23 protein-coding genes are annotated in these 22,740 nt (G+C 69.8%); 7 read left to right on the forward strand and 16 right to left on the reverse strand.

The window, feature by feature from the left end; translation table 11 throughout:
- Nucleotides 1-9: 9 nt before the first annotated feature.
- The 7 genes from ACFFBG_RS01545 to ACFFBG_RS01575 all read right to left on the reverse strand — a co-directional run bounded on the left by ACFFBG_RS01545 (nt 10) and on the right by ACFFBG_RS01575 (nt 8,537).
- Nucleotides 10-1,005, reverse strand: a complete 996-nt coding sequence (locus ACFFBG_RS01545) for a sortase (RefSeq protein WP_375474904.1) — start codon at nt 1,003-1,005, stop codon at nt 10-12.
- Nucleotides 1,002-3,779 carry a hypothetical protein gene (locus ACFFBG_RS01550; protein ID WP_375474906.1) on the reverse strand — a complete coding sequence of 926 codons (2,778 nt, stop codon included), beginning with the start codon at nt 3,777-3,779 and terminating at the stop codon, nt 1,002-1,004. Before ACFFBG_RS01550 ends, ACFFBG_RS01545 begins: the two co-directional genes overlap by 4 nt.
- Complete coding sequence (locus ACFFBG_RS01555) at nt 3,776-5,503, reverse strand: substrate-binding domain-containing protein (protein WP_375474908.1); 1,728 nt, start codon at nt 5,501-5,503, stop codon at nt 3,776-3,778. Before ACFFBG_RS01555 ends, ACFFBG_RS01550 begins: the two co-directional genes overlap by 4 nt.
- A 42-nt stretch (nt 5,504-5,545) precedes the next feature.
- Complete coding sequence (pstA, locus tag ACFFBG_RS01560) at nt 5,546-6,691, reverse strand: phosphate ABC transporter permease PstA (protein WP_375474910.1); 1,146 nt, start codon at nt 6,689-6,691, stop codon at nt 5,546-5,548.
- Nucleotides 6,692-6,698: 7 nt separating this feature from the next.
- Nucleotides 6,699-7,772, reverse strand: coding sequence for a phosphate ABC transporter permease subunit PstC (pstC, locus tag ACFFBG_RS01565; RefSeq protein ID WP_375474912.1), 1,074 nt, complete (start codon nt 7,770-7,772; stop codon nt 6,699-6,701).
- A 124-nt stretch (nt 7,773-7,896) separates the two neighbouring features.
- Complete coding sequence (locus tag ACFFBG_RS01570) at nt 7,897-8,280, reverse strand: DUF1508 domain-containing protein (protein ID WP_375474914.1); 384 nt, start codon at nt 8,278-8,280, stop codon at nt 7,897-7,899.
- Nucleotides 8,277-8,537 carry a hypothetical protein gene (locus tag ACFFBG_RS01575; RefSeq protein WP_375474916.1) on the reverse strand — a complete coding sequence of 87 codons (261 nt, stop codon included), beginning with the start codon at nt 8,535-8,537 and terminating at the stop codon, nt 8,277-8,279. Before ACFFBG_RS01575 ends, ACFFBG_RS01570 begins: the two co-directional genes overlap by 4 nt.
- A gap of 694 nt (nt 8,538-9,231) precedes the next feature.
- Between ACFFBG_RS01575 and ACFFBG_RS01580 the strand changes: the two genes are divergently transcribed.
- The 3 genes from ACFFBG_RS01580 to ACFFBG_RS01590 are packed head-to-tail and all read left to right on the forward strand — an operon-like array spanning nt 9,232 to nt 11,118.
- Complete coding sequence (locus ACFFBG_RS01580) at nt 9,232-9,465, forward strand: CbtB-domain containing protein (RefSeq protein ID WP_375474918.1); 234 nt, start codon at nt 9,232-9,234, stop codon at nt 9,463-9,465.
- 22 nt (nt 9,466-9,487) lie between these two features.
- Nucleotides 9,488-10,405, forward strand: a complete 918-nt coding sequence (locus ACFFBG_RS01585) for a CbtA family protein (protein WP_375474920.1) — start codon at nt 9,488-9,490, stop codon at nt 10,403-10,405.
- A gap of 47 nt (nt 10,406-10,452) precedes the next feature.
- Complete coding sequence (locus ACFFBG_RS01590; protein WP_375474922.1) at nt 10,453-11,118, forward strand: (2Fe-2S)-binding protein; 666 nt, start codon at nt 10,453-10,455, stop codon at nt 11,116-11,118.
- Between the two features lie 59 nt (nt 11,119-11,177).
- Here ACFFBG_RS01590 and ACFFBG_RS01595 read toward each other — a convergent pair whose 3' ends face one another.
- Nucleotides 11,178-11,939 (reverse strand): DUF4232 domain-containing protein, encoded by a 762-nt coding sequence (locus ACFFBG_RS01595; RefSeq protein WP_375474924.1) that lies wholly within the window; start codon nt 11,937-11,939, stop codon nt 11,178-11,180.
- Nucleotides 11,940-12,016: 77 nt separating this feature from the next.
- Between ACFFBG_RS01595 and ACFFBG_RS01600 the strand changes: the two genes are divergently transcribed.
- The 3 genes from ACFFBG_RS01600 (at nt 12,017) to ACFFBG_RS01610 (ending at nt 13,930) form a co-directional block, all read left to right on the forward strand.
- Nucleotides 12,017-13,099 carry a HoxN/HupN/NixA family nickel/cobalt transporter gene (locus ACFFBG_RS01600; protein WP_375476197.1) on the forward strand — a complete coding sequence of 361 codons (1,083 nt, stop codon included), beginning with the start codon at nt 12,017-12,019 and terminating at the stop codon, nt 13,097-13,099.
- A gap of 190 nt (nt 13,100-13,289) precedes the next feature.
- Nucleotides 13,290-13,517, forward strand: a complete 228-nt coding sequence (locus ACFFBG_RS01605; RefSeq protein WP_375474926.1) for a ribbon-helix-helix protein, CopG family — start codon at nt 13,290-13,292, stop codon at nt 13,515-13,517.
- 5 nt (nt 13,518-13,522) lie between these two features.
- Complete coding sequence (locus ACFFBG_RS01610) at nt 13,523-13,930, forward strand: type II toxin-antitoxin system VapC family toxin (protein ID WP_375476199.1); 408 nt, start codon at nt 13,523-13,525, stop codon at nt 13,928-13,930.
- Nucleotides 13,931-14,020: 90 nt separating this feature from the next.
- Here the strand turns inward: ACFFBG_RS01610 and glnA are convergent, their stop codons facing one another.
- From glnA to ACFFBG_RS01625, 3 genes are all read right to left on the reverse strand, one after another.
- Nucleotides 14,021-15,445, reverse strand: coding sequence for a type I glutamate--ammonia ligase (gene glnA / locus ACFFBG_RS01615; protein WP_375474928.1), 1,425 nt, complete (start codon nt 15,443-15,445; stop codon nt 14,021-14,023).
- Nucleotides 15,446-15,528: 83 nt separating this feature from the next.
- Complete coding sequence (locus ACFFBG_RS01620) at nt 15,529-15,957, reverse strand: RDD family protein (RefSeq protein WP_375474930.1); 429 nt, start codon at nt 15,955-15,957, stop codon at nt 15,529-15,531.
- Nucleotides 15,958-15,965: 8 nt separating this feature from the next.
- On the reverse strand, nt 15,966-16,730 hold the full coding sequence (locus ACFFBG_RS01625; protein ID WP_375474932.1) for a DUF4191 domain-containing protein: 765 nt from the start codon (nt 16,728-16,730) through the stop codon (nt 15,966-15,968).
- A 111-nt stretch (nt 16,731-16,841) separates the two neighbouring features.
- Between ACFFBG_RS01625 and ACFFBG_RS01630 the strand changes: the two genes are divergently transcribed.
- The gene (locus ACFFBG_RS01630) at nt 16,842-17,309 is read left to right on the forward strand and encodes a C40 family peptidase (RefSeq protein WP_375474934.1); all 468 of its coding nucleotides are present in this window, start codon (nt 16,842-16,844) and stop codon (nt 17,307-17,309) included.
- A 34-nt stretch (nt 17,310-17,343) separates the two neighbouring features.
- On the opposite strand, the gene lipA is transcribed toward ACFFBG_RS01630, so the two are convergent.
- The 5 genes from lipA to ACFFBG_RS01655 form a co-directional block, all read right to left on the reverse strand.
- Nucleotides 17,344-18,303 (reverse strand): lipoyl synthase, encoded by a 960-nt coding sequence (gene lipA / locus ACFFBG_RS01635; RefSeq protein ID WP_375474936.1) that lies wholly within the window; start codon nt 18,301-18,303, stop codon nt 17,344-17,346.
- Entirely contained in the window at nt 18,300-20,582 is a 2,283-nt protein-coding gene (locus tag ACFFBG_RS01640; RefSeq protein WP_375474938.1) for a SpoIIE family protein phosphatase, read from the reverse strand. Before ACFFBG_RS01640 ends, lipA begins: the two co-directional genes overlap by 4 nt.
- An 8-nt stretch (nt 20,583-20,590) precedes the next feature.
- Nucleotides 20,591-21,190, reverse strand: a complete 600-nt coding sequence (locus tag ACFFBG_RS01645) for a biliverdin-producing heme oxygenase (protein ID WP_375474940.1) — start codon at nt 21,188-21,190, stop codon at nt 20,591-20,593.
- Nucleotides 21,191-21,299: 109 nt separating this feature from the next.
- Nucleotides 21,300-21,947, reverse strand: coding sequence for a lipoyl(octanoyl) transferase LipB (lipB, locus tag ACFFBG_RS01650; protein WP_375474942.1), 648 nt, complete (start codon nt 21,945-21,947; stop codon nt 21,300-21,302).
- A gap of 41 nt (nt 21,948-21,988) precedes the next feature.
- Complete coding sequence (locus ACFFBG_RS01655) at nt 21,989-22,720, reverse strand: Type 1 glutamine amidotransferase-like domain-containing protein (protein WP_375474944.1); 732 nt, start codon at nt 22,718-22,720, stop codon at nt 21,989-21,991.
- Between the last annotated feature and the right edge of the window lie 20 nt (nt 22,721-22,740).

A 22,740-nucleotide genomic window follows, 5' to 3' on the forward strand; every position in this document is an offset into this window, starting at 1 on the left:
GTCGCGCGGTCACAGCACGTTGGGCAGCAGCTGAGCGGCGGCGTTGGACAGCCCCCACAGCGCGGCCAGAACGATCGGCGCGGCGACCAGCCACAGCTGCCCACGCCGCCAGCGCTTGGCCAGCCACACCGAGCCGACCAGCGCCACCACCAGCAGTTGCAGCCACAGCACGACCTGGGTCAGCGTCACCGGGTCGGTGTCGTTCGCCATCAGCCGTTCCTGCGGGCCCAACGTCGTAGGGCGTCCGCCCGGATCGCCGGCCGGCTTCCCGGACAGCGCGGCGTCGACATACACGATCCGGTCAGGCGTCCACCCGCCTGCGGTGCTGACCAGGGTGAGCGACGCGGTGCCCGCCGCCGGCACGGTGAACGCGTCACCGGGTCGTCGCACGTCGCGCACGTGGAAGTGGAAAACGCCCTGGTCGGTGCTGACCGTGATGGCGTCGCCCGCTTTGAGGCCGACGAGCTCGGCGAACGGAGCGCCGAAGGACAGGCTGCGCCCGTACAAGACGCTGGTGCCGATCTCGCCGGGCAGCGGTGTGGTGCGCAGGTGGCCAGGACCGCTGCGCAAGGCTGACGGCGTGGTTCCCTCCACCACGACCTCGCCGTGCAGCCCGGCAGCCGGGATCGAGAGCACGGCCACCGGCGCTCCGATCGAGATCGGGCCGGCCAACGGCGCCGTCGCCTGCGCGAGCTCCGCGCGCAGCTTCGTGTAGAGCTCGTGCTGGATGCGCGCGTGCTGCAGGCTGCTCACGATCAACAGGTAAACGAGCGACCAGAGCGCGAGCGCACACAGCGTCAGGGCCACCACCATGATCGTCATCCGTGACTGGCCCAGCGCGGCCGCGGGCGGCTTCGGCCGCAGCAGCCGGCTGGTCGCCAGCGCGCGAAGTCGGCGGCGGCGACCGGACGTCGTCGCGTCCGTCCAGGTTTGCTCTGCCGGGGCCGTCTGGGGCGGCGAATCGCTCTGCGGGGTCTCGGCCGGCGCCTCCAGCGTGGTGGTCATCGGCTGCGCCGGTGCTTGCGGCCGACCCGCTGCGGCGTCCATACGCTCGCGCCGGCGAGCAGGCTGCCGAGCACGCCGACGCCGAACAGCAGCGGCAAGAACACGCCGCCGAAGCCGAGGGAGAAAGCGGGTGTGCGGAAGGTCTGCGCGGCCAGAGCCGGCTTGGCGGAACCGCCGGCCGCCGCCGCCGCGGCGCGCGCGCCCGCCCGGGCCACCGCCGCGGCGGCGCCGGCCGGCGTGACGGCACCGGTCCCGCCCACGACAGCGCCGACGATCGGCGCCGGGGTGGACGATCTTCCGGTCCCGCTGTGTCCGCCCGGCGTGGACCCGCCAGACGAGGACTTCGATGGGTGCAGCGGCGGCACGACGCCCTTCTGCGCGGCCACCGCATCCGCCGCGGTCCGCGTGTAGGCCGCTTCGGCCGCGAGGTTGTTGGCGGCCGTCATCGGCAGGTAGCCGGCCGGCAGCTGGCCGATGCTCGGCCCGGACTGCTGACCGGGGCCGGCGGCGAAGGACAGCAGCTTCGAGTAGTCCGCGGCCTGGGTCGAGCTGAGGCCCTTGGTCGGCACGTCGGCGCTGACGAGCATGAAGCCCGGATAGGCGGCAACCTTGGTTCGCAGTGCCGAGGCCCGTGTCGTGAACGACTGCGTCGTCGTGTCGGCCACGACCGTGCTTGCGCCGGCGGCGAGAGCGGCGTTGGTCGGCCCGACGAAGGTACGGCCCGCTCCGTTGGTGAACTTGTGCGTGGCGTCGGTCGAGTCGGAGTGGGTTTGCAACGCGGCACTCTGCAAGTCGTAGCGCCGGGCCTCGCCGAGCGAGGTGATTCCGATGACGAACCGATCGCCGGGCGTCGCTCGCCCAGTGGAAACCCATTGCACCGATTGCCCCGCGGGGGAGCCTGCTTCGCCGAGGGTGGTGCACGCGACCTTGCCGGTCGATGCGGCGAACTGGACGTCGACGGCGCTCGTGGCGAGCGTCGGCGTCGGCGACGCGACGAGCGGCAGCCACGGTGTCGGGTCGACCCCGGTGCACGGGACGTTCGGACCGAAGTCCGGCACGGTCTGGTCGAGCAGCGGCCACCGGAGCACCGGTAGGGCGATGCCCTTATAGGCGGGATTCACGACCATTCCCCACGGGTCGGGGGCGCCGTTGAGCCAGGCACGAGCTTCCGGGTCTGCGTTGAGGTAGTCGGTCAGCGCGTAGGTCACGTCGGACTCGGCGGACAGCATGATCATCGCCGCGGCGCCCGGCGTGCCGAACTCCGCGGAGATGCCCGGGTTGAGCGCCTTGAACTCCGGGTCGCCGGTGATGTTGTACGGGCTGTGCGTCAAGTAGGGGTACTGGCCCGATTTGAACCGGTCGAACTCTTCCTCCGGATAGGACTCGGTGAGCAGCTTGGCGATCAACCGCGGCGTCAGTCGCAGATTCGCGACGGGGTTGCCGTTGTCGTCGTCGACGTTGTAGCTGATCGAGAAGCCGGTCGCGGCCACCGGCGCCTGGACGACCGGGCCGGTGAATCCCGCCGCTGGCGGCAGCGAGCTGAATGCGGCGTGCACGCCGCTGGTCGGATCGTTGAGCAGGCTCTGCGCCAGCGGCTCGCCGGTCTGCACGTGGGTGAACTTGAACAGCTTCGGGTCGAGGCAGAACTTCGGCGCCCACTGGGTCGTCGCCTCGGCGAGCGTCTCCGACCCGTACACGGTCTGCGGGGTACCGCTGCTGACCTGCTCGCAGGCGTTCGAGCTGGGCGCGAGGTTCAACGGCACCGAGATCCGGTTGCGCCAGTTAGACGGGCTCCACCACAGTGCGCCGCTCACGGCCGGCGCGATGGCCTGCGAGCTGTCCGCGATCGTTCCGGACAGGTAGTTGCCGGTCGACTCGCAGGAGTTCGTGGCCTTGTCGATGTCGTCCGGTCCGGGCACGTCGTCAGCCGGCACACCGCCCGCAACGCCCGAAGGGTCGCAGGAGACTCCCATGATCGGGATGATCTCGAGGGTGCAGGCGACCGTCGCCGAGCAGCCCAATGAGGCGTCCTCCGCCTCCGTCCAGATGTCGAACTTCGTCGCGCCGCGGCCGTCCAGGTGGGTTGCCGCAAACGTGGCGTTCTGCGGCACGACCTGCTGCGAGGTGTCCGAGTTGAAGTCCTCCGGCGGTATGCCGGCGCACGACTGAAGGCCGTAGTAGTACTTGGCGCCGTCCACCGCCTGGAATGGCAGCCAATGCTGCGCCACCGGCAGGCTGCCGCAGCTCGCCGGCACCGGCGACGGCTGGCCGACGACGGCGGCGCGGTCGTTCGGGGCGGCATAGCGGTCGAGGCGCCACGGCGGGAACGCGAAGGTCGAGGACGTGTAGCGCGGGTCCGGCCCGTGCGTCCAGCAGGTCTGCGGTGTGACCTGCGCGCCGCTCGCTGAGCCGTCGCTGCCGCGGCACTCGAGCAGCGCCATCGGGTATTCCTGCTGGTCTGCGACGGCGCTGTTCGGGTCGGGCTGGATGCCGCCCGTCGGCTGGGCGCCCGACCACGAGACGTTGACGTCCTGTCGCCCGTACAGATTCTTGGTGGTGTCGACGCGGACGGTCACCTTCTTGCTCTCAACCACCTGGTTGGAGCCGTCCGCCGCCAGATGAACGCGGGTGACGGTCTTCGTCGCCGTGAAGGCCGAACTCGTCGGGTTGGCGCCGGCCGGGCCGCCCGCGGCACCGGGCAGGCAGCCGACGCCGACGCCGATCACGCCGAGCGCGAGCAGCGCGCGGATGGCTCGCTGCGCCTTCCTCGTCATGGCTTCGAGCCCGCGCGTCGAGTAAGGAAGCGGTTGAACAGCACCGGCGCGACGAGTACTCCGAGCAGCAGGACGACCGCCAGAACGTAGAGCAGGGCGCTGAACGCGCTGCTGGTCTGCTCGGCCGCCAGCGTCACGGGCTGCGCCTCGGCTTGGCCGCCGGCGGCCGTCCCGGCTGTCCCGGCGGCTGCGGCCGCGCCGCCGTCGCTGACAACCTGGCCGGTGTTCGGGTCGATGTGCGTGCCGGTCGCGCCGGCGCCGCCCGCGCCGGCCGTTGCGGCGGCGCCGCCCGCGCCTGCGGCTGCTTGGCCGCCCGATCCGGCTGCGCTGCCGCCGCCCGCGCCGCCCGAGCCGGCCGTGCCTCCCGCAGCCGAGCCGCCGGTCGGCGCCTTGCCGTTGGAGCCGGGGTTCGCGGTGACGACGCCGACGCCGGCGCCGCACGGGCCGGCCCCCTGCTTGTCGCACGCCGGCGGCTGCGGCGCGATCTTCGCCAGGTGGTTGGCGCTCGGCTGGCCGGCGATGAAGGTCGGGTTGTGGCACGTCGTCACGTTGCGCGATGTCAGGTCCACGCCGCTGTCGGCCTGCTTCAACTTCGCTATCTGGCCGAACCCGTCCTGCACCAGGTTGACCGGCAGCGGCGAGTAGCCGATCGGGCCCATCTCGGACTGCCCCTGGCAGATCGAGTAGTAGAGGAAGTCCGCGATCGTCTGCCGTTGCGCCGTGCTCGTCGTCTTCTGCTCCACGCCCTTCCCCCCGGTCGGGATGATCATGTAGGAGTACGACGACATCGGATAGGTGCGCGAGTCGCCGTAGCTGTAGACGTTGTTGAGATTCTGCGTCAAGTAGTTCGGCGAGCTCTTGTCCTGGTTGATCACCGCCTTGGTGAGGGCGACCGCGACGTTGTACTGCGTCGGGGCGGTGTAGTAGCCGGCCGCGTTCTCGATCTTGGCGACCGGGAAGTTCGACAGCAGGGCGTAGGAGTATTCGTCGAAGCCGATCGACCCGCTGCCTGCGGACGAGGTGATGAAGTTCATGACTCCGTCCGAGCCGCTCTGCGCCTCCTGGCTGCCCTTGCGCGGGAAGTACTCGGTCGGGTTGCTGTACCCGGCGAACGACGACCATACGCTGGGGTATTGACGCGCGAGATACGCGGTGAACTGGTAAGTCGAGCCGGACCCCTCCGAGTGCACCACGGGGATGATCGGGATGTGTGGCAGCAGCAGCTTGTTGTTGTTGTCAGCCTTGATCTGCTTGTCGTCCCAGTAGGTGATCTTGTTGGTGAAGATCTCGGCGAGCGTCTGGCCGGACAGCCGCAGGTTGCGGATGCGCTGGCCGGCGTAGCTGAGGTTGTACGGGAACGACGTGCCGCCGGCGACGATCGGCAGGTACGCGTACGGCCGGCCGTTCGGACTGTCCTGCTGGCCGGTGACCGGGTCGGTGCCCTGGTAGCCGATGTCGCTGACGCCGAAGTCGGTGGTGCGGTAGGCGAAGTCCTTGCGGCCCTGGGCGGAGCCGGTCGAGGTGAACACCACCTGCAGGCCCTGCTTGTTCACGTCGGAGATCCACTGGTTGACCGCGTTCGCCGCCCAGGACGAGCCCGACCCGGTGATCTGGGTGTGGCTCGGCGCGGCCCCGGCTGCCGGCAGCGCGATGGCGGTGGCAGCCAAGCCGGCTGCGGCGGCGGCCGCGGCGAGCGCGGCCAGCCTGACTGCGTGGAGCTTCACGGGTATCCCTGAGTAGACGGTGACTGATGAAAGAGAGAGTGGTCAGCGCACTCGCTGTCGGGCGAGCAGCCGCGCCGTGATGAACAGCAGCAGCACCAGGATCAGCAACACGCAGGCGGTGGCGAAGCCGCGCTCGATGTACATCGGCTCCCCGCTGCGCACCGCGAAGTACGTCTGCAGCGGCAGCGAGTCCATCGGTTGGCTGAACGGGTTGGCGTTGAAGAAGCTCGAGTTGCCTGACGTCAACAGCACCGGCGACGTCTCGCCGATGCCGCGGGCGACGCCGAGGATGACGGCCGTGGCGAGGCCGGGGCGAACAGTGGGCAGCACGACTCGCCACACGGTCTGCCACCGCGACGCGCCGAGCGCGAGGCTGGCCTCGCGCAATCCGCCGGGCACCACCCGGAGCACCACGTCGGACGCCCTGGCGATGATCGGCAAGATCATCACCGCCAGCGCCATGGCCGCGGTGAAGCCGGTCTTCGGAATATGCAGGTCGACGATCAACAGCGTGTAGATGAACAGTCCGGCGACGACCGATGGCAGGGCGGTCATCGCCTCGACCACGGTGCGGACGACGCGGGCGAACTTGCCGCCGACCTCGCTCATGTACACGGCCGCGCCGATGCCGAGCGGCAGCGCGATGATCAGCGCGATACCGATCTCGATGAGCGTCCCGACGATCGCGTGCAACACGCCGCCCCGGTTGAACGCGTCCTGTGGCCCGACGCCGCCCATGTCCGAGGTGAGGAAGTTCAGGTGCACCAGCGCGTGATAGCCGCGAATGAACGGGAACGTCACCGCACTGGCGAGTGCAAGCGCGGTAAGGCCGGCGCCCGCCTGCACGAGGGTCGAGGCGAGCCGATCGACGACCACGGTCCTCGGGTTGCTGAGCGCCGTGGCGCCGAGGTACATCCCGAGGAACAGCAGGTACCAGCAGAGGAAGAACCCGAGCCGGCCGTCGAAGGGCAGCACGAACTCGTAGAGGATGTACGTCGTCGCCAGCGAGCCGGCGAAGGCGCCGGCAAGACAGGCGATGTCGTCAAACGTGCGGGATCTGATCGCCCGCGGACGGACTCGCTTCGAGTCGAGGTCGACGTCGCGCAGCGCCGTCGTGGGCTCGACTGCGTCGACGCCGCCGCTGGGGCTGGGCTCGGCCGCCGGCGGACGCACCAAGGTCTCGGTCATGCCGGCCTCACGCGTCCGTGCCGGCGCCGCTGCGGCTGCGGTTGACGATGGTCGCGGCGAAGGTGTTGACGACCAGGGTGATCAGGAACAGCACGAACCCGGCCGTCAGCAGGGCCGACAGCTGGGCGGGGGAGGAGTCGCCGAACCGGCCGGCGATCAGCGACGACACCGAGATCGTGCCGTTCTCGAGCGGCCGGAACTTCAGCGAGAAGTCCGGCGAGATGATCAGCACGACCGCGATCGTCTCGCCGAGCGCGCGGCCGAGCGCGAGCATCATGCCGCCGATGATTCCGCCGCGGCCGAACGGCAGCACCACTGCGCGGACCATCCCCCAGCGCGTCGCCCCGAGGGCGTATGCCGCCTCGCGCTCGCCGATCGGCGCCTTGGCGAAGACCTCGCGCATGACCGCGCAGCCCATCGGCAGCACCATCATCGACACCGCGATGCCGGCGATGAACGCAGAGGAAGAGTAGTTCTTGCCTGTCCAGATCGGTTCGTGCGTGCCGCCGACCGCGTGGAAGAACGGCAGCCAGCCGAAGTTCTGGTGCAGCCAGTAGGCCGTCTTGGCGGCCTCCGGCTGGATGAGGAAGTAGCCCCACAGCCCGTACACGATGCTCGGCACGGCGGCCATCAGGTCGACCATCGACACCAGCACGGGCTTGATGCGGGCCGGGGCGTACTCGCTGATGTACAGCGCGGACATCAGCGCGAGCGGGAAGGCGATCATCAGCGCGACGAGGGCGATCGTCAGCGTGCCGAGCAGCACCGAGGCGATGCCCACGATGCCGCGGTCAGGCGACCACTGCGATTGGGTGAAGAAGCCGAAGCCGTAGTGCTTGAGCGTCGGATACGCCTGAACGGCGAGGAACACGCCGATCGAGCCGGTGATGACGAGTACGGAGGCGCCGATCAGGCGCGCGCCGCCGTGAAAGATCCGGTCGGCCGTACCGGGGTTCGCCCGGATGCGCCGCGGGGTGTCGACACTGCTGGGCAGGTCCGGGCCGTCGAGAACGGGGGCGCCGCGGGGGCCGGGAGCGAGCGGTCCCGGCTGCGGCCGCGGGGCCACGGTCGGCAAGCTCATCGCGCGGTGTCCGCCGGCCGTGGTCGCATGACGACAGCGAATCCGGGCACTGCGACCTACCGACGGCCGGTTGCTGAACGCAGGACGAACAGGCCCGCGCGACACAACCCGGGGCAGCGAGCGGTCACGACGCGGCGCTTCCCCAGCGCCGCGCGCCGAACACCACGACGTCCTCGCACACGCGAGCGTCCGGAAGGTTGACCATGAACTGGGACAGCGCCTGGTCGCACCTGATCAGCCGGTCGAACGCGTGCGCGGCAGTGGCGACCGGGCGTTCGGCGTAATGGAGTTCCCAGATCCAGCGGTTCGGGTCGACCCGCCGTACCCGGACGGCCAACTCCTGCGCCTGCGCCTGGAGCCGCGCGACGCCCTGCCGGCAGGACCTCTCGTCGGCATAGCCGCGAGCGCTGCGGCCGCACTCTCGGTTGTTGCCGCTGAGCAGGCGCCAGTGCACCGGGCCGCCCGCCGACTGCGAGTACAGCTGAACCTGGAATCCAGCGGCGTTCATCGCGACCCGAGGTGCATCGAGAACGCCGGCTCGTTCTCATATTCGCGCAGTGACCGCGCCCCGAAATGTCGAATGATCCCGGCGTCCGGCTGCGCGCGTTCGAGCGCCAGCATGAATTGCGCGAGACCACGCGCGCACTCGACTCGACGCACGTAGCCATGAGCGGACGTGACGACCGGAACGCCGGCCAGGCTGCCGCGCCACTTCCACATGCTCCGCGCGGCGTCGGCGGAGACCACCGTCTCGAGGCTTGCCATGCCGTCTCGCACGACCAGGGCGTGTGCCTGGCACTCGGCCACGGAGTCGCTGAGGGTCGTGCCTCGGCCAAGCGGTCGATTGTTCGCCGCGACGAGCCGCCACCCGAATTTCACCCCGGCGGCGTGCGAATCGAATCGGCCCGGTCGCGGAGCGTCGGACAGGAAGACGAACCGCGGCGCTCGTTGCGCGACAGTGCCAGTCATCGAACCCCCGAACAGCAATCGCCGTCCCCGCGGACCGGCAGGCAGAGCGTCGGGGCGCCAGGGCTCCTTTCGGTTGCCGGCGAGTGAACGACGCACGGTCAGCGCACAGCGAACTGCGTGCAAACGGACACGTTGGGCACAACCGGCCAGATCGGGCAGCGCGGACCAGGGGCATCCGCGCGTGAGTGGTCAGTTACGGGTGTCGGTGGTCAGCCCAGCCCGCCCACGGTGGTCCGAAAATGACCACTCTCGAGCACTGTGGCGCAGCGGGCCGGGCGGCACGCGCTGCTTGCGCGCCAGGCCCTGACAGCGCCGCGCCAAGGTGGTAGCTTCGCGTGGTTGCGTGACGGCGCGCGGAAGCTGGTGAGAGTCCAGCACGGTAGCGCCACTGTGAGTCAGCCGGCCGGCCTGGGCGGTGGATGAGTCAGATACGACGTCGTCACGACGCCCCTACATCGATGGGACGCATAATCCCAAAGGAGGCTCCACCATGACGAGCATGCGCGTGTCCGGAAGCACCCGGATCCCGCAGGTCCAGGTCTCCCCTGAGGCGATCTCCAAGGGCCGGGTGGCGCTGATCCTGAGCATCACCGTCTTCATCGCGCTGGCCTGCTACTACTTCGTCGGCGTCGATGAGGGCATGACATCGATCTTCGGCAAGTCGATGGTGATCCACGAGTGGGTGCACGACGCTCGGCACTTCCTCGGCTTCCCGTGCCACTGACCGGGCGACCGGAACCAGATCAGTGGAGATTCGCCTAATTCTGCGTGGCGCGCTGTCCGGATTCGTCGCCGGAGTGCTCGGCTTCGTGTTCGCACGCATCTTCGCCGAGCCGATGATCGACAAAGCGATCGCTTACGAGTCGGGCCGCGACGAAATCCTCGACAAACTCAACCGCGCCGCCGGCCGCCCAATCGCGCCAGACGGACCGGAGATCTTCTCCCGCTCGATCCAATCGACCGTCGGCGCCGCCTCCGGCATCATCGCCTTCGCCACCGCGATGGGCGCGCTCGTCGCCGTCGCATACGTCCTCTTGCACGGGCGTTTTCAGGTCCGGCCCCGCAACTTGGCCTGGCTGGTCGCCGCGTTCGGCTTCTTCGGCGTGTATCTGCTGCCGTTCGTCAAGTACCCGGCCGACCCGCCCGCGATCGGGCACACCTTCACGATCACCACTCGCGGGCACCTGTACTTGATCATGGTCGCCGCCTCGTTGGTCCTGCTCGGTGCGGCCGTCTATGTGGCGCGGCGTCTGATGCGCCGTTTCGGGTTGCTCACTGCCGTAGTCCTTTCGGCGGCGGGGTTCCTCGTCGTCTTTGGAGTGCTGATCGGGCTGTTGCCGTCGTTGGGCAACCTAGCCGCGAACGTCGCTCACGCGAACCAGTTCGGCTTCGCGCGCGCGGCCACCGAGACGCCGCAGCCGATCACGAACATTCTCTCGACGCCGCTGACGATCGACGGCAAGACGGTAGGACCAGGCCAGCTCGTGTATCCCGGTTTCGATCCGGACGTGCTCTGGAAGTTCCGCTGGTACTCGATCATTAACCAGCTGCTCATCTGGACCACCATCGCGCTCGTCTTTGGCGCGCTGCTCGAGCGCTTCTTCCTCGGCCGACGCGACCCGCGGCCGCGGGCAGCGGCGATGCCTGAGTCTCTGCCGGTCTGATCGAACTGCACTCGCCCTCGCCCAACTCGTCGGGCGCGCCTGACGTCGTGCTGGACGAATTCGGCCCGTTCTTCGCCGTCGCCACCCACGGTGACGAGCGACCGTCGCCACCGTGGCGCCCGCTTGGCGAGCTGATCGACGATCGGACGCGCCTCGACGCGCGTGTCGCCAAAGTCCGTGCGGCTCTCGCGCGACACGGGGATCCCGAACAAGTCGAGCGGCGGGTCGCTGTCTCGGTCGCTCATCTCGGCCTGATCGCTCGGCTGCTCGCACCGCAGTTGGCCGCCGACGTCCTCGGCCGGGGCAACCCGAGCTGCGAGCTCGACAAGCTGTGGTGGCAAGACGTGCTGGGCGGCCCGTTCCCCTTGTCCGCGGAGATAACCGGGCCGACTGACGTGCCGGACCACTCGCTGACCGGGACTGCGGCCGAACAGATCACGCAGTCGTTCGCGCACCGCTACGCCATCGCCCCCCGGGTCCTCTGGGGCAACGTCGGGTCAGCCGTCAACAGCGCAGCCCGCCAGATGGCGAGCAGACGACCAGAACTCGCGGACACCGTCATGCGGGCGGCCGACCGGCTCTTGGGCGACCCGCGCGTGGACGACGGGCTCACCCGCGCGGGCGCCGGATTCAGACGCCGCAGCTGCTGCCTGATCTATCGACTGGCGCGATCACCGAGCGCCTCGTGCGGCGACTGCGTGCTGCGCCGCTGATCTGCCGTCAGGGTCGTTGGTGGCGTGTTGTTGTGTTCTCGACGATGTGGCGGCGGCGGCTAACTCGGTCGTCCGCCGCCTGCGCCAGTCACCGTCGGGTGGACCTGCACGTCGCACGAGTAGGCCCGGAACGGGATTCGGGTCGAGTGCCTGGTGTTCGGCGGGGTGACCAGCAGCGCTTCGCCGCGCAAGCATTCGTTGCCGCCGCCGTTGTCGCCTTCGATCCGGGCGGAGGCCTGAGCGCCCGGCCGCAGCGTGACGGTGCGGGGGGCCCCGACGTTCCCGCCGAGGAAACCTCCTTGCGTGCGTTTCGCCTGTTCGATCTGCCTGCCCGCGCCGTTGAGCACCGCAGCGCCTGGATAGCCGAACAAGGTGCACGTCGCGGAGCTGGCGTTGGTGAACACGACGACGACGGCGCCGTGACCAGTCGCGCCGCCCGTAGGGCCATGGCTGACCTTGAGTTGCGCGCTCGTGCACGCGTGCGGGCCCGCTGGTGATCTGCCGGTCGCGGAACTCGTTGACGCGGTACTCGACGCGGAGCTCGCCGCCGTCGTTGGTTGCGGCGCCGCCGCTGTGGTCGTCGTCGTCACAGTTGTGGCGCGCGGGGCGTCGGTCGCTTGCGGCCGATGGTCGTCCGTGCGGGACGAGGTGCACGCAGCAAGGGCTGTCGCCAAGCCCAACAGGCCGACCGTGTTCCACACAGCCACAGGCTTCATGCCGTCGGCATACCCATCCGCATCGCCGCTCCCTATTGCGAACAGTTCGCAGTGACGGCAAGATCCTCGAGGAAGCTGGTCAGGCCGCACTTCGCGGCCCAGCATTCCTTGGGGGTAACCGCGTGGCCACACAAGCGGTGGAGCTGTCCTTCGGCCAGCGGGTGTCGCAGTTCCGCCGCGGTCTGACCCGCGCTGAGTGGATCAAGCTCGGCGGGATGGCCGCAGTCATCATCGGCCTGCACGTGATCGGCTGGGTGACGATCGCCGCGTTCGTCGCCCCACACCATTACAGCCTCGGCAACAAGACCTTCGGGCTCGGCGTCGGGCTGACCGCTTACACCCTCGGGATGCGGCACGCCTTCGACGGCGACCACATCGCCGCCATCGACAACACCACCCGCAAGCTCATGGACGACGGCAAACGCCCGATGTCGGTCGGCTTCTGGTTCTCCCTCGGCCACTCGACCATCGTGTTCACCCTGGCCTTCCTGCTGTCTCTCGGCGTCAAGGCGCTCGTCGGGCCGGTGCAGAACGACAGCTCCGGCCTGCACCACTACACCGGCCTGATCGGCACCTCGGTGTCCGGGACCTTCCTGCTGGTCATCGCGGTCATCAACATCGTCATCCTCGCCGGCATCCTCAAGGTGTTCCGCGACATGCGCCGCGGCCTCTACGACGAGGACACCCTCGAGGACCACCTCAACAACCGCGGCCTGATGAATCGCATCCTGCGGCCCGTCATGAAGTCGATCACCCGACCCGGGCAGATGTACCCGGTCGGGGTGCTGTTCGGGCTCGGCTTCGACACCGCCACTGAAGTCGCGCTGCTCGTGCTCGCTTCCGCCGGCGCGGCCGGCGGGCTGCCCTGGTACGCGATCCTGGCGCTGCCGATCCTGTTCGCCGCCGGCATGTGCCTGTTCGACACGATCGACGGCACTTTCATGAACTTCGCGTACGGCTGGGCGTTCTCCAAACCCGTCCGCAAGGTCTTCTACAACATCACCATCACCACGCTGTCGATCGTCGTCGCCCTCTTCATCGGCGGGCTCGAAGCCCTGCAGGTGCTGTCCGGACAACTCAACCTCACCGGCGGCCTGTGGGACTTCGCCACCAACTTCAACCTCAACACGGCCGGATTCATCATCGTCGGGCTGTTCGTCGTCACCTGGATCATCGCGTTGAGCGTCTGGCGTTTCGGCCACATCGAAGAGAAGTGGTCCGCCCACGTCCGACAAGCCGAGGCCCAACCCACCGGCGCCGACTGAGCGCGCCGCGGCGGGCGCGGGGCCACCGCGCCGCGGTCTGCCGGGACGTGCCCGATGCTCCGTGCGGTGAGCAGCGCGGTGCGGCAGCTCATCCGGCAGCACGATCCTTAGGTCGCGGCTGGGCGGGCTCGGGCCAGTGCGAACGTCGCGGCGCTGCGCACTCCCTGCACCCGTCGGTATGCTGGCATACATGAAGCGGACCACGGTCAAGATTCCCGATGCACTTGATGCCCGGTTACGGCATGAGGCTGAGCGCAGGGGAACAACGATTGCCGACATCAGCCGAAAGGCTCTTGAGGCGTACCTAGGTGGCTCGTCGACGCGGCGCCGGCTGGGCGCGGCAGGTTCTGGGCGCAGTGGCCGCAGCGACGTCTCTGAGCGCATCGAGGAGATCCTGGCCGCCGAGGTCGCCCGATAGCCGCGATCGTCGTCGACGCTGGGCCCCTGTACGCCTACGTCGACGCCGACGACGCCCACCACGCGGTTGCACTCGAACTGCTCGAAACGCACCCCGGTCCACTCATCGTTCCGACCCTGGTCATCACCGAGGTCGTCTACCTGCTCGCGACTCGCCTCGGGACCGAACCCGAAGTCCGGTTCTTGGGCGATCTCGCCGGCGGCGCCTTCACCATCGTGCCGGTGGCAGCCGGCGACTGGTTGCGCATCGCCGAACTCGTCGCGCGTTACCGCGACCTACCCCTGGGCACGGTAGATGCCGCGGTCATCACCGCGGCTGAACGTTTAGACATCACAGACATCGCGACAGTTGACCGACGCCACTTCGCCGTCGTACGCCCAAACCACGTCGCGGCCTTTGCGCTTCTGCCGTAACCACGCGGACTCATAAAGCCGTTCATTCGCCGCGTGTCGCCATTGAACAACTGGAGGCCCCGGAATCCGGGGCCTCCAGCGCCTAGTGGCTTAGATGTTGTAGTACAGGTCGAACTCGTAGGGGTGCGGACGCAGCCGGACCGGGTCGACCTCGTTGGTGCGCTTGTAACCGATCCAGGCCTGGATGAGGTCCTCGGTGAACACGCCGCCCTCGAGCAGGTAGTCGTGGTCGGCCTCCAGCGAGTCGAGCACCTCGCTCAGCGAGCCTGGCACCTGCGGGATGGACGCGGCCTCATCCGGGGGCAGCTCGTAGAGGTCCTTGTCGATCGGCGCCGGCGGCTCGATCTTGTTCTTGATGCCGTCGAGGCCCGCCATGAGCATCGCCGAGAACGCGAGATACGGGTTGCAGGATGGGTCCGGCACGCGGTATTCGATGCGCTTCGCCTTCGGGTTGGTGCCGGTGATCGGCACCCGGATGCAGGCGGAGCGGTTGCCGGCCGAGTACACCAGGTTCACCGGCGCCTCGTACCCCGGCACCAGGCGGTGGTAGGAGTTGACCGTCGGGTTGGTGAATGCCAGCGCGGACGGCGCGTGCTTGAGCAGCCCGCCCACGTAATAGCGCGCGATGTCGGACAGGCCGGCATAGCCGAGCTCGTCGTAGAACAGCGGCTCGCCGTCCTTCCACAGCGACTGGTGGCAGTGCATGCCCGAGCCGTTGTCGCCGAACAGCGGCTTCGGCATGAAGGTCGCGCTCTTGCCGTTGCGCCACGCGACGTTCTTGACGATGTACTTGAACAGCAGGATCTCGTCGGCGGCGTGGGTGAGCGTGTTGAACTTGTAGTTGATCTCCGCCTGGCCGCCGGTGCCGACCTCGTGGTGGGCCCGCTCGAGGTCCAGGCCGGCCGCCATCAGCTCGGTGCTGATCTCGTCGCGCAGGTCGGCGAAATGGTCGTAGGGCGTGACGGGGAAGTAGCCGCCCTTGACGCTGGTCTTGTAGCCGAGGTTGCCGCCCTCTTCGACCCGCCCGGTGTTCCAGTAGCCCTCTTCGGAGTCGATGAAGTACGAGGACTTGTTCATGCCGGTCTCGTAGCGCACCTCGTCGAAGATGTAGAACTCCGCCTCGGGGCCGAAGTACACGGTGTCGGCGATGCCAGTGGAGGTCAGGTACTCCTCGGCCTTTGTGGCGACCTGGCGCGGGTCGCGGTCGTACTTCTCGCCGGTGCGCGGCTCGTAGATCGAGTGGTTGATGTTCAGCGTCTTCGCCGCGCGGAAGGGGTCGACGTAGGCCGTCGTCGGGTCCGGGATCAGCTTCAGGTCGGACTTGTCGATCGACGCGAAACCGCGGATCGACGAGCCGTCGAACATCTGGCCCTCGGTGAACGAGTCCTCGGAGAAGTTCGAGGCAGGGACGTTGAAGTGCTGTTGGACGCCGGGGAGGTCGGTGAAGCGGATGTCGATGAACTCGACGCCCTCGTTCTTGATGTAGGCCAGGACCTCTTCGGAGCTTGTGAACATCCGTCCTCCGTACGCGCGGTGTCAGTTGGCGGAGCCTGTCTATACCCGGTCGATTTCGTGGACGTTAATCGCGCGCGAGCGGCTCAGGCTCGGACGACCGCGGTGTCGGCCAGCCGGTCGTGCAGGCCGCGTCCGTCGCGGTCGAAGACGAGCGCGGGCACGAACAGGCACAGCAGGAAAGTGCGCAGCAGCGCGCGGCCCGGATCGACCGCGACGTTCGGCGTGACGCGGATTAGCCGCAGCCCGAACAGGTACATGCCGAGGGTGCGGCCGGCGACGATCGCGCCGATCAGGTAGTCGAGCGCGAACGGGATCAGGCTCCAGGTGCCCGGCAGGCGGTGGGCGAGCGACGACCCGGCGCCCGTGCCGCGGACGAATAGGGCGGCCACCAAGCTGGACGCGATGGCGTCGACCACGAACGCCCAGAGCCGCCGGCCGGTCGGGGCCAGCGAGCCGGGTCCGGTCTGCGGCAGACCGACCTGCTCGCCGCGGTAGGCCTGCGGCGCGGTCATCGGTCCGCTCACGAGCGGCGGCGGACGGTCCGCTGGACGTTGCGCATCTTCGCGCCCTGCGGCATGGGCCCCTTGGGCAGCGCGGCCGCCCGGCTGCCGCCCAGCGCGGCGAGGCGCTTCTCGAGCGTCGCCACCTGGTCCTTGGAAAGGTTCGACGGGAGCTTCACCAGGTAGCGGTTGAGCCGCGACAGCCGGATGTCACCCTCGCCGGTGCCGACCGTGATGTCGTAGATCGGCGTCTCGCCGACGACCCGCGCGGTGCGCTTCTTCTCCTGCGCCAGCAGGCCGCGCACCCGGTGCGGGGCGCCTTCGCCGACGAGCACCACCCCCGGCCGGCCGACCAGCCGGTGCACCGCGTCGAGCTGGGTGGTGCCGGCGACCGCTTGGGTCAGCCGCCAGTCGCCGCGCAGCTGCTGTTGCAGCATCCACCCGGCGGCCCCGGCCTGCCCTTCGGCTTGGGAGAACATCGACTTCTGCGCTCGGCGGGAGAAGACGAACATCCCTGCGGCCAGTCCGAAAATCAGGGCGAGCGGGATCGGGATGTACACGGAGTCGGTGATCAGGAAGACGACCGCATACACGACCGCGATCGCCAGGACCACTGTCGCGATGATCACCGGCAGGAATCGCGAGTCCTGCTGGCGAGTCAGCGTGAACGCCTGCCGGACATTGCTGAACGTCTCGCGCCGCTTCGCGCGCTTCGCGACCCGCGCCGCCTTCTTCTCCGCGGAGGTGAGCTTGGCGGGCTTGCCTCGCCGGGCGGATGTGGCCATGGCGCCAGGATAGTTGCGCCGAGCAGTGCCGCTGATTCGGCGCCCGCCTAGGCGGGTAGGCACCAGCTGCACCCCGCGCCCCCGGGTGCCATGCCGCTAGGAGATTCACCGTTGCTGCGCCGAGCCCTGCTCGCCCTCGTCCTCGTCCTGGTGTCGATCGTGGGCGCGGCGCCGGCGCTGACTGCCGCCGCGGACGCCAAGCCGCGGCTGAGCGCGGGCCAGCGGATCGTAAAGCTCGCGAAGTCCTACGTCGGCAAGGCGCGCTACGTCGAGGGTGGCGCGTCGCCGAAGACCGGCTTCGACTGCTCGGGCTTCACCCGCTACATCTACCGCCGCGCCCACGTGCGGCGGCTGCCGCACAACGCGGAGGCGCAGCGCCACGTCAAGCACATGCGCCGGATCCCCAGGGCGAAGGCGCGCCCCGGCGACCTGGTGTTCTACCTCAGCGGCGGCCGCGCCTATCACGTCGCGATCTACGCCGGGCACGGCATGCAGTACGCGGCGGCCACCGAGCGCGACGGCATCCGGCACCAGCACATCTGGTCCCACCAGGTCGAGTTCCGCACCCTGACGCACTGATCGCCGACCACGCAGAGAGGCCGCAGAAAACCGCTCAGCGGGCGGCGACGGCCTGCTGGTAGAGCCGGCCCGCGCGATAGGAAGAGCGCACGAGCGGCCCGCTGAGGACGCCGGCGAAACCGATCTCCTCGGCCTCCTCGCTCAGTTCGGCGAACTCCTCGGGCTTGACCCACCGCTCGACCGGATGGTGCCGCGGCGACGGGCGCAGGTATTGGGTGATCGTGATGATCTCGCAGCCGGCGTCGTGCAGGTCTTGCAGCGCCGCGCTGACCTCGTCGCGGGTTTCGCCCATGCCGAGAATCAGGTTCGACTTGGTGACCAGGCGGTCAGCTCGGGCCGCGGTGATGACGTCGAGCGAGCGCTGGTAGCGGAAGCCGGGCCGGATGCGTTTGAAGATCCGCGGCACCGTCTCCACGTTGTGCGCGAACACCTCGGGCCGCGACGCGAACACCTCGCCGAGCTGCTCGCGAACCGCGTTGAAGTCGGGGGCGAGCAGCTCGACTCCGGTGCCTGGGTTGACGGCGTGGATCTGCCGCACGGTTTCGGCGTAGAGCCAGGCGCCGCCGTCGGCGAGGTCGTCGCGGGCGACGCCGGTGACCGTGGCGTAGCGCAGCCCCATCGCCTGCACGCTCGCGGCCACCCGGCGCGGCTCGTCGCGGTCCAGCGCGGCCGGCTTGCCGGTGTCGATCTGGCAGAAGTCGCAGCGCCGGGTGCACTGGTCGCCGCCGATGAGGAACGTCGCCTCGCGGTCCTCCCAGCATTCGTAGATGTTCGGGCAGCCGGCTGCCTGGCAGACGGTGTGCAGGCCCTCGCGCTGCACCAGCGAGCGGAGCTCGGTGTACTCCGGCCCCATCACCGCCCGGGTTTTGATCCACTCGGGCTTGCGCTCGATCGGCGTCTGCGTGTTGCGCGCCTCGACGCGCAGCAGGCGGCGGCCGTCCGCAGCGGCAGATGGCGCAGCGGTGAGCGGTGCGGCGGTCACGCTGTCTGTCACCGGGCCGAGGCTACGCCGCGCAGGATCGTCAGGACGGTGGCGTCGTCGGACACCCCGCCCGGCCCGACGGCCTCGCCGATGGTCCGCGCGTCCGCCGTGCCGAGGCGGCCGACGAGGGCGGCGAGCCGCTGCACGCCGATGCCGAGCTCCTCGTCGCGACGCTCGATCAGGCCGTCGGAGAAGAGCAGCAGGCCCTCGTTCTCCGCCAGCTCGAACTCGCTGGCGACGTAGGCGGCGCCGGCCACGCCCAACGGAGGCGACGTGGCGACCGGCACCTCGACCGGCACCGCGACCGGCGCGCCGCCCGGCGACAGCAGCAGCGGATTCAGATGGCCGGCCCGGGTCGCGGTGACGCGTCCGTCGGCGAGGTCCACGCACGCCACCAGCGCCGTCGCGAACGCCGACGGGAGCAGGTCGAGCATGAAGTCGTTGAGCCGCGTGACCGCGTCCTGCGGCGTCGGCGCGTCGAGCAGGTAGCTGCGCAGCGCGTTGCGCAACTGGGCCATCGTGCCGGCCGCGGATATGCCGTGCCCGGCCACGTCGCCCAGCACCACCGCGAGCCGTCCGTCGCGCAACTGGAACGCGTCGTACCAGTCGCCGCCGATATTGCCGCCCTCGGCGGGCTCGTAGTGCGCCGACAGCGTCCAACCGCGCAGGTGCGGCAGCTCGGGCAGCAGGCTGCGCTGCAGGTTCTCGGCCAGCCGCAGCTCGGCGCGCGAGTGCTGGTACATGGCCTCGATGACGTTGCGACGAAGGCCGTTCGCGGCGTCGATGTCAGCGGCCGTCCACGGCTCGCAGCGTTCGCGAACCACCTCGCGCCAGCGCTCGAAGGACTTGCGCGGGCTGATCCGCACCTCGGCGCCCTCGGCCACGGCGATCGCCTTGTTGCGCGGGTCGCCGCCCCAGTCGACCGCCTGCCGGGCCTCGCGCCGGAACCACATCGCGTACTGGCCGTGGGGCAGCGTCATCGCCAACGCTCCGCTGCACTGCTCGGGCGCGACGGCGAGATCGGGCAGGGTCTGGGCGAGCGAGACGGTGGCGGTGACGCCCTCGCCCGACGTGCGAGCCCATTCCGCGATCTCGCCGGCGACGTCGAGGGAGGGCGTCGCGCCGCGGGCCTCGACGCGCTCTTGGGTGACCACCAGCGCTCCGTCGGCGCGGACGAGGTCCAGCAGCCCGGGCGGGCCCAACAGAGCCGCGGACAGCGCGCCGTGCTGGTCGGACATCGCCGCGGTGAGCCTGGTGAGCACGGCCTGCACGGTGAGCTTGTCGCGCAGCTCGTCGTCAGCCGCGCGGTCGACGAGCCGAAGCGACATCGCCGAGCCGAGGAACTCCGCCGCCGCGCGAGTCCCGTAGGGCGGCAGATGCGGGCCGGCGTAGTGGTGGCACGCGATCAGCCCCCACAGCCTGCCGTCGCGCAGCAGCGAGATCGACATCGACGCCCGGACGCCCATGTTGCGCAGGTACTCGACGTGAATCGGCGACACGCTGCGCAGCGTCGAATAGGTCATGTCGAGTGGTCGGTCCGGCGCCGAGCCGCCCGCGGCGACGAGCGGCACCGGGACGTAGTCGACGTCGTCGATCAGGCGCAGCCAGTTCTTCTCATACAACGCCCGTGCCTGCGCCGGGATGTCGGACGCCGGGTAGTGCAGGCCGAGGAAGGAGTTGAGGTGAGCGCGTTTTGCCTCGGCGACGACCTCGCCGTTGTAGTCCGCGTCGTAGCGATACACCATCACGCGGTCGAACCCGGTGAGCTCGGCGACCGCGCGCGCGGTGATGTCGTAGAGGGCGGCGAGCTCGCTTTCCCGGTTGAGCTCGGCGACCGCGCCGCGGACGGCCAGATACGTGTTCGGGAAGGAGAACGGCCGCGGCCCCGACGCGACCTCCAACTCGAGCAGCAGCAGGCCGCCGTCGGCGCGATGCAGGATGGCGTCGAAGCTCTCCATGCGGCCCGCTACCGGCACCGCGACCTCGAGCGGATTGCGGTCGCGCAGGTCGCCGAACACGGTGGCCGCCCGCTCGATCTGCGCCGCGGCCGACGCGCCGACGACGCTCGCGAGCGGCGCGCCCAGCGCACGCCCCGCGGGCACGCCAAGCGCTTCGCCGATGTTCGCGCTCACCTGCACGACGACCTCGTCCGGCTCCCGCAGGACGATCAGGACGCCGCGCGGCTGGATGCTGCCGGGGATGTGGATCGGCTCGCGCGCGCAGTTGTCGAGGTCGATCGGCGTGCCTGGCGCGACGAGGTCGTCCGATGCGCGGTCGTCTCGGGCGCTCATCGGCTCGTTCACGCCGCGGCTTCGCGGCGAAGTGGCGCCAGCCAGGCCTCGAGCGCGGCGAACACCTGCCGCGCCCGGCGCGCCGTCTCGCCGATCCGGCGCGCGTCCTGGCCGGCCCATTCTTCGACGATGGACCGGTAACTCGTCCACATCGGGCCGGGCCCCTCGGGGTAGGGCGAGAAGAAGCGCAACGGCGCCGGCAGCGGAGGCGTCAGCGGCCCCAGCTTGCGGGCGAGCACCGCGCCGCCGAGCGTCGAGCCCTCGGCCACGTACAGCCAGCCGAGCGCGGCTGCGGTGTCGACGTGCGCCAGTGCCGGTTGCGCGATCGGCGCCTCGGCCGGGTCGCCGCCGAGCGCGCGCACGTCTGCGCGCAGGCCGTCGCAGCGTGCCCGTCGGCCCCATTGCAGGGTGGCGGCAAGCCGCGGATCTGCTGCGAGGCACCGGCCGACGGCTGCCTCGTTGCCCGCCCAGAAGCCGTACAGCCGCGCGAGCACGGCGCGCAGCCGATCGGTGGTGAGCCCGGGGTCGAGCAGGTCGAGAGCGTCCTCGACCTGCCGGTGGGCGGTGGCTGTGGCGGCTTTCAGCTCGGCCAGCGCGCCACCCTGCATCTGCCGTCGTCCTCCCGGATCGCGCCGCTGCGGCGCGGATTGCTGCCCCGGCGCGGCGACTCGATCACCCTAAACGCAATTTCGGCACTTTGTCCGGTTGAAGCGCCGCTCAGCTGTCGGCTGGCACGGGGGTGTCCACGAGGATCTCGAGACGCCGTTCGACCAGCGGCAGCACCTCATCGACTCCCACGACGCGGCCGAGTTCCTTGGTCAGCGAGGTGACGCCGGCGTCGGCGATCCCGCACGGGACAATCCGATCGAACCAGGACAGGTCAGGGGCGCAGTTCAGCGCGAAGCCGTGCAGCGTCACGCCCCGGGCGACACGGATGCCGACCGCGCCGATCTTGCGTTCAGGGCCGCTGCCGTCGGCGGGAAGCCAGGCGCCGCTGCGGCCGGCCACCCGCTCGGCCCGGACGCCGAGGTCCGCGCAGACGCCGGTCATCAGGTCCTCGATGCGGCGGACGTAGGCGACGACGTCGATCGGATCGGGCAGCCGCACGATCGGGTAGCCGACGAGTTGGCCGGGGCCGTGCCAGGTGATCTTGCCGCCACGGTCGACGTCGACCACCGCGGTGCCGTCGACCGGTCGTTCCCAGGCTTCGGTGCGCTTGCCGGCGGTGTAAACGGGCGGGTGCTCGAGCAGGAGCACGGTGTCCGGCGCCGCGCCGGACACGACCTCGGCGTGGATCTCACGCTGGCGTGCCCACGCGCGCTCGTAATCGACAACGCCGGCGCGGACGACTCGCAGTTCGGCCATGGCCTCACGGTAACCCGAAGTCCGAGCATGACCAGGCGCGGTCAGGTCAGCCGGCGGGTGTCCAACCGCGTCTCGACGGCCGTGCCGTCGGCGCCGCGCTCGACAAAGTAGGCGGACTTGTCGTCCTGCTCGGTGACCGCCTCGACGAACGTCGCGTCGCGGTAGAGCACGCCGACGCCGTCGTCGGTGGCGTAGCCGGCCGGCAGCGTGCCGTCGGCGACCAGCGACTGGAACAGCGGCCGGCGCTGCGCTTCGGAGTCGTAGTGGACGCCGTTGGCGAACGGCACGAAGCCCAGCCCGTTGGTGACCGCCCGCAGGTCCGGGCCGAAGGAGTCGGTCGTGCCGCCCACGTGCCAGCACAGCGAGCCAGCCGACACCCCGGTCAACACCACGCCGGCCCGCCACGCCTGGCGCAGGGCCGTGTCGAGTTCGTGCAGGCGCCACATGGCCAGCAGGCCGGCGACGCTGCCACCGCCCACCCACACGACGTCCTGGTCGAGCAGATGGGCGGCCACATCGGCCACGTTCGGCATCGGGAACAGCGCGAGGTGCGACGCCCTCAGCCCGCGCACCTGGGCGGCGGCGTAGAAGTTCGCGATCGTGCCCGCGTCGTCGCCGACGGCGGTGGCGACGAAGGTGACCCGCGGCGCGCGGCCGTCGACCCCGGCGAGTTCGATGGCGTACTCGGTCAGCGGGCCGAGTTCCCACTTGGTGCGGCGGCCGGCGATCAACCCGCCGGAGGTCGCCAGGATTGTCGGCGTTCGAGCTGTCACGACAGGCGATCTTAGGGCTG

It is taken from the genome of uncultured Jatrophihabitans sp., assembly GCF_964251945.1.
In the GTDB taxonomy this organism is placed as follows: Bacteria; Actinomycetota; Actinomycetes; order Mycobacteriales; family Jatrophihabitantaceae; genus Jatrophihabitans.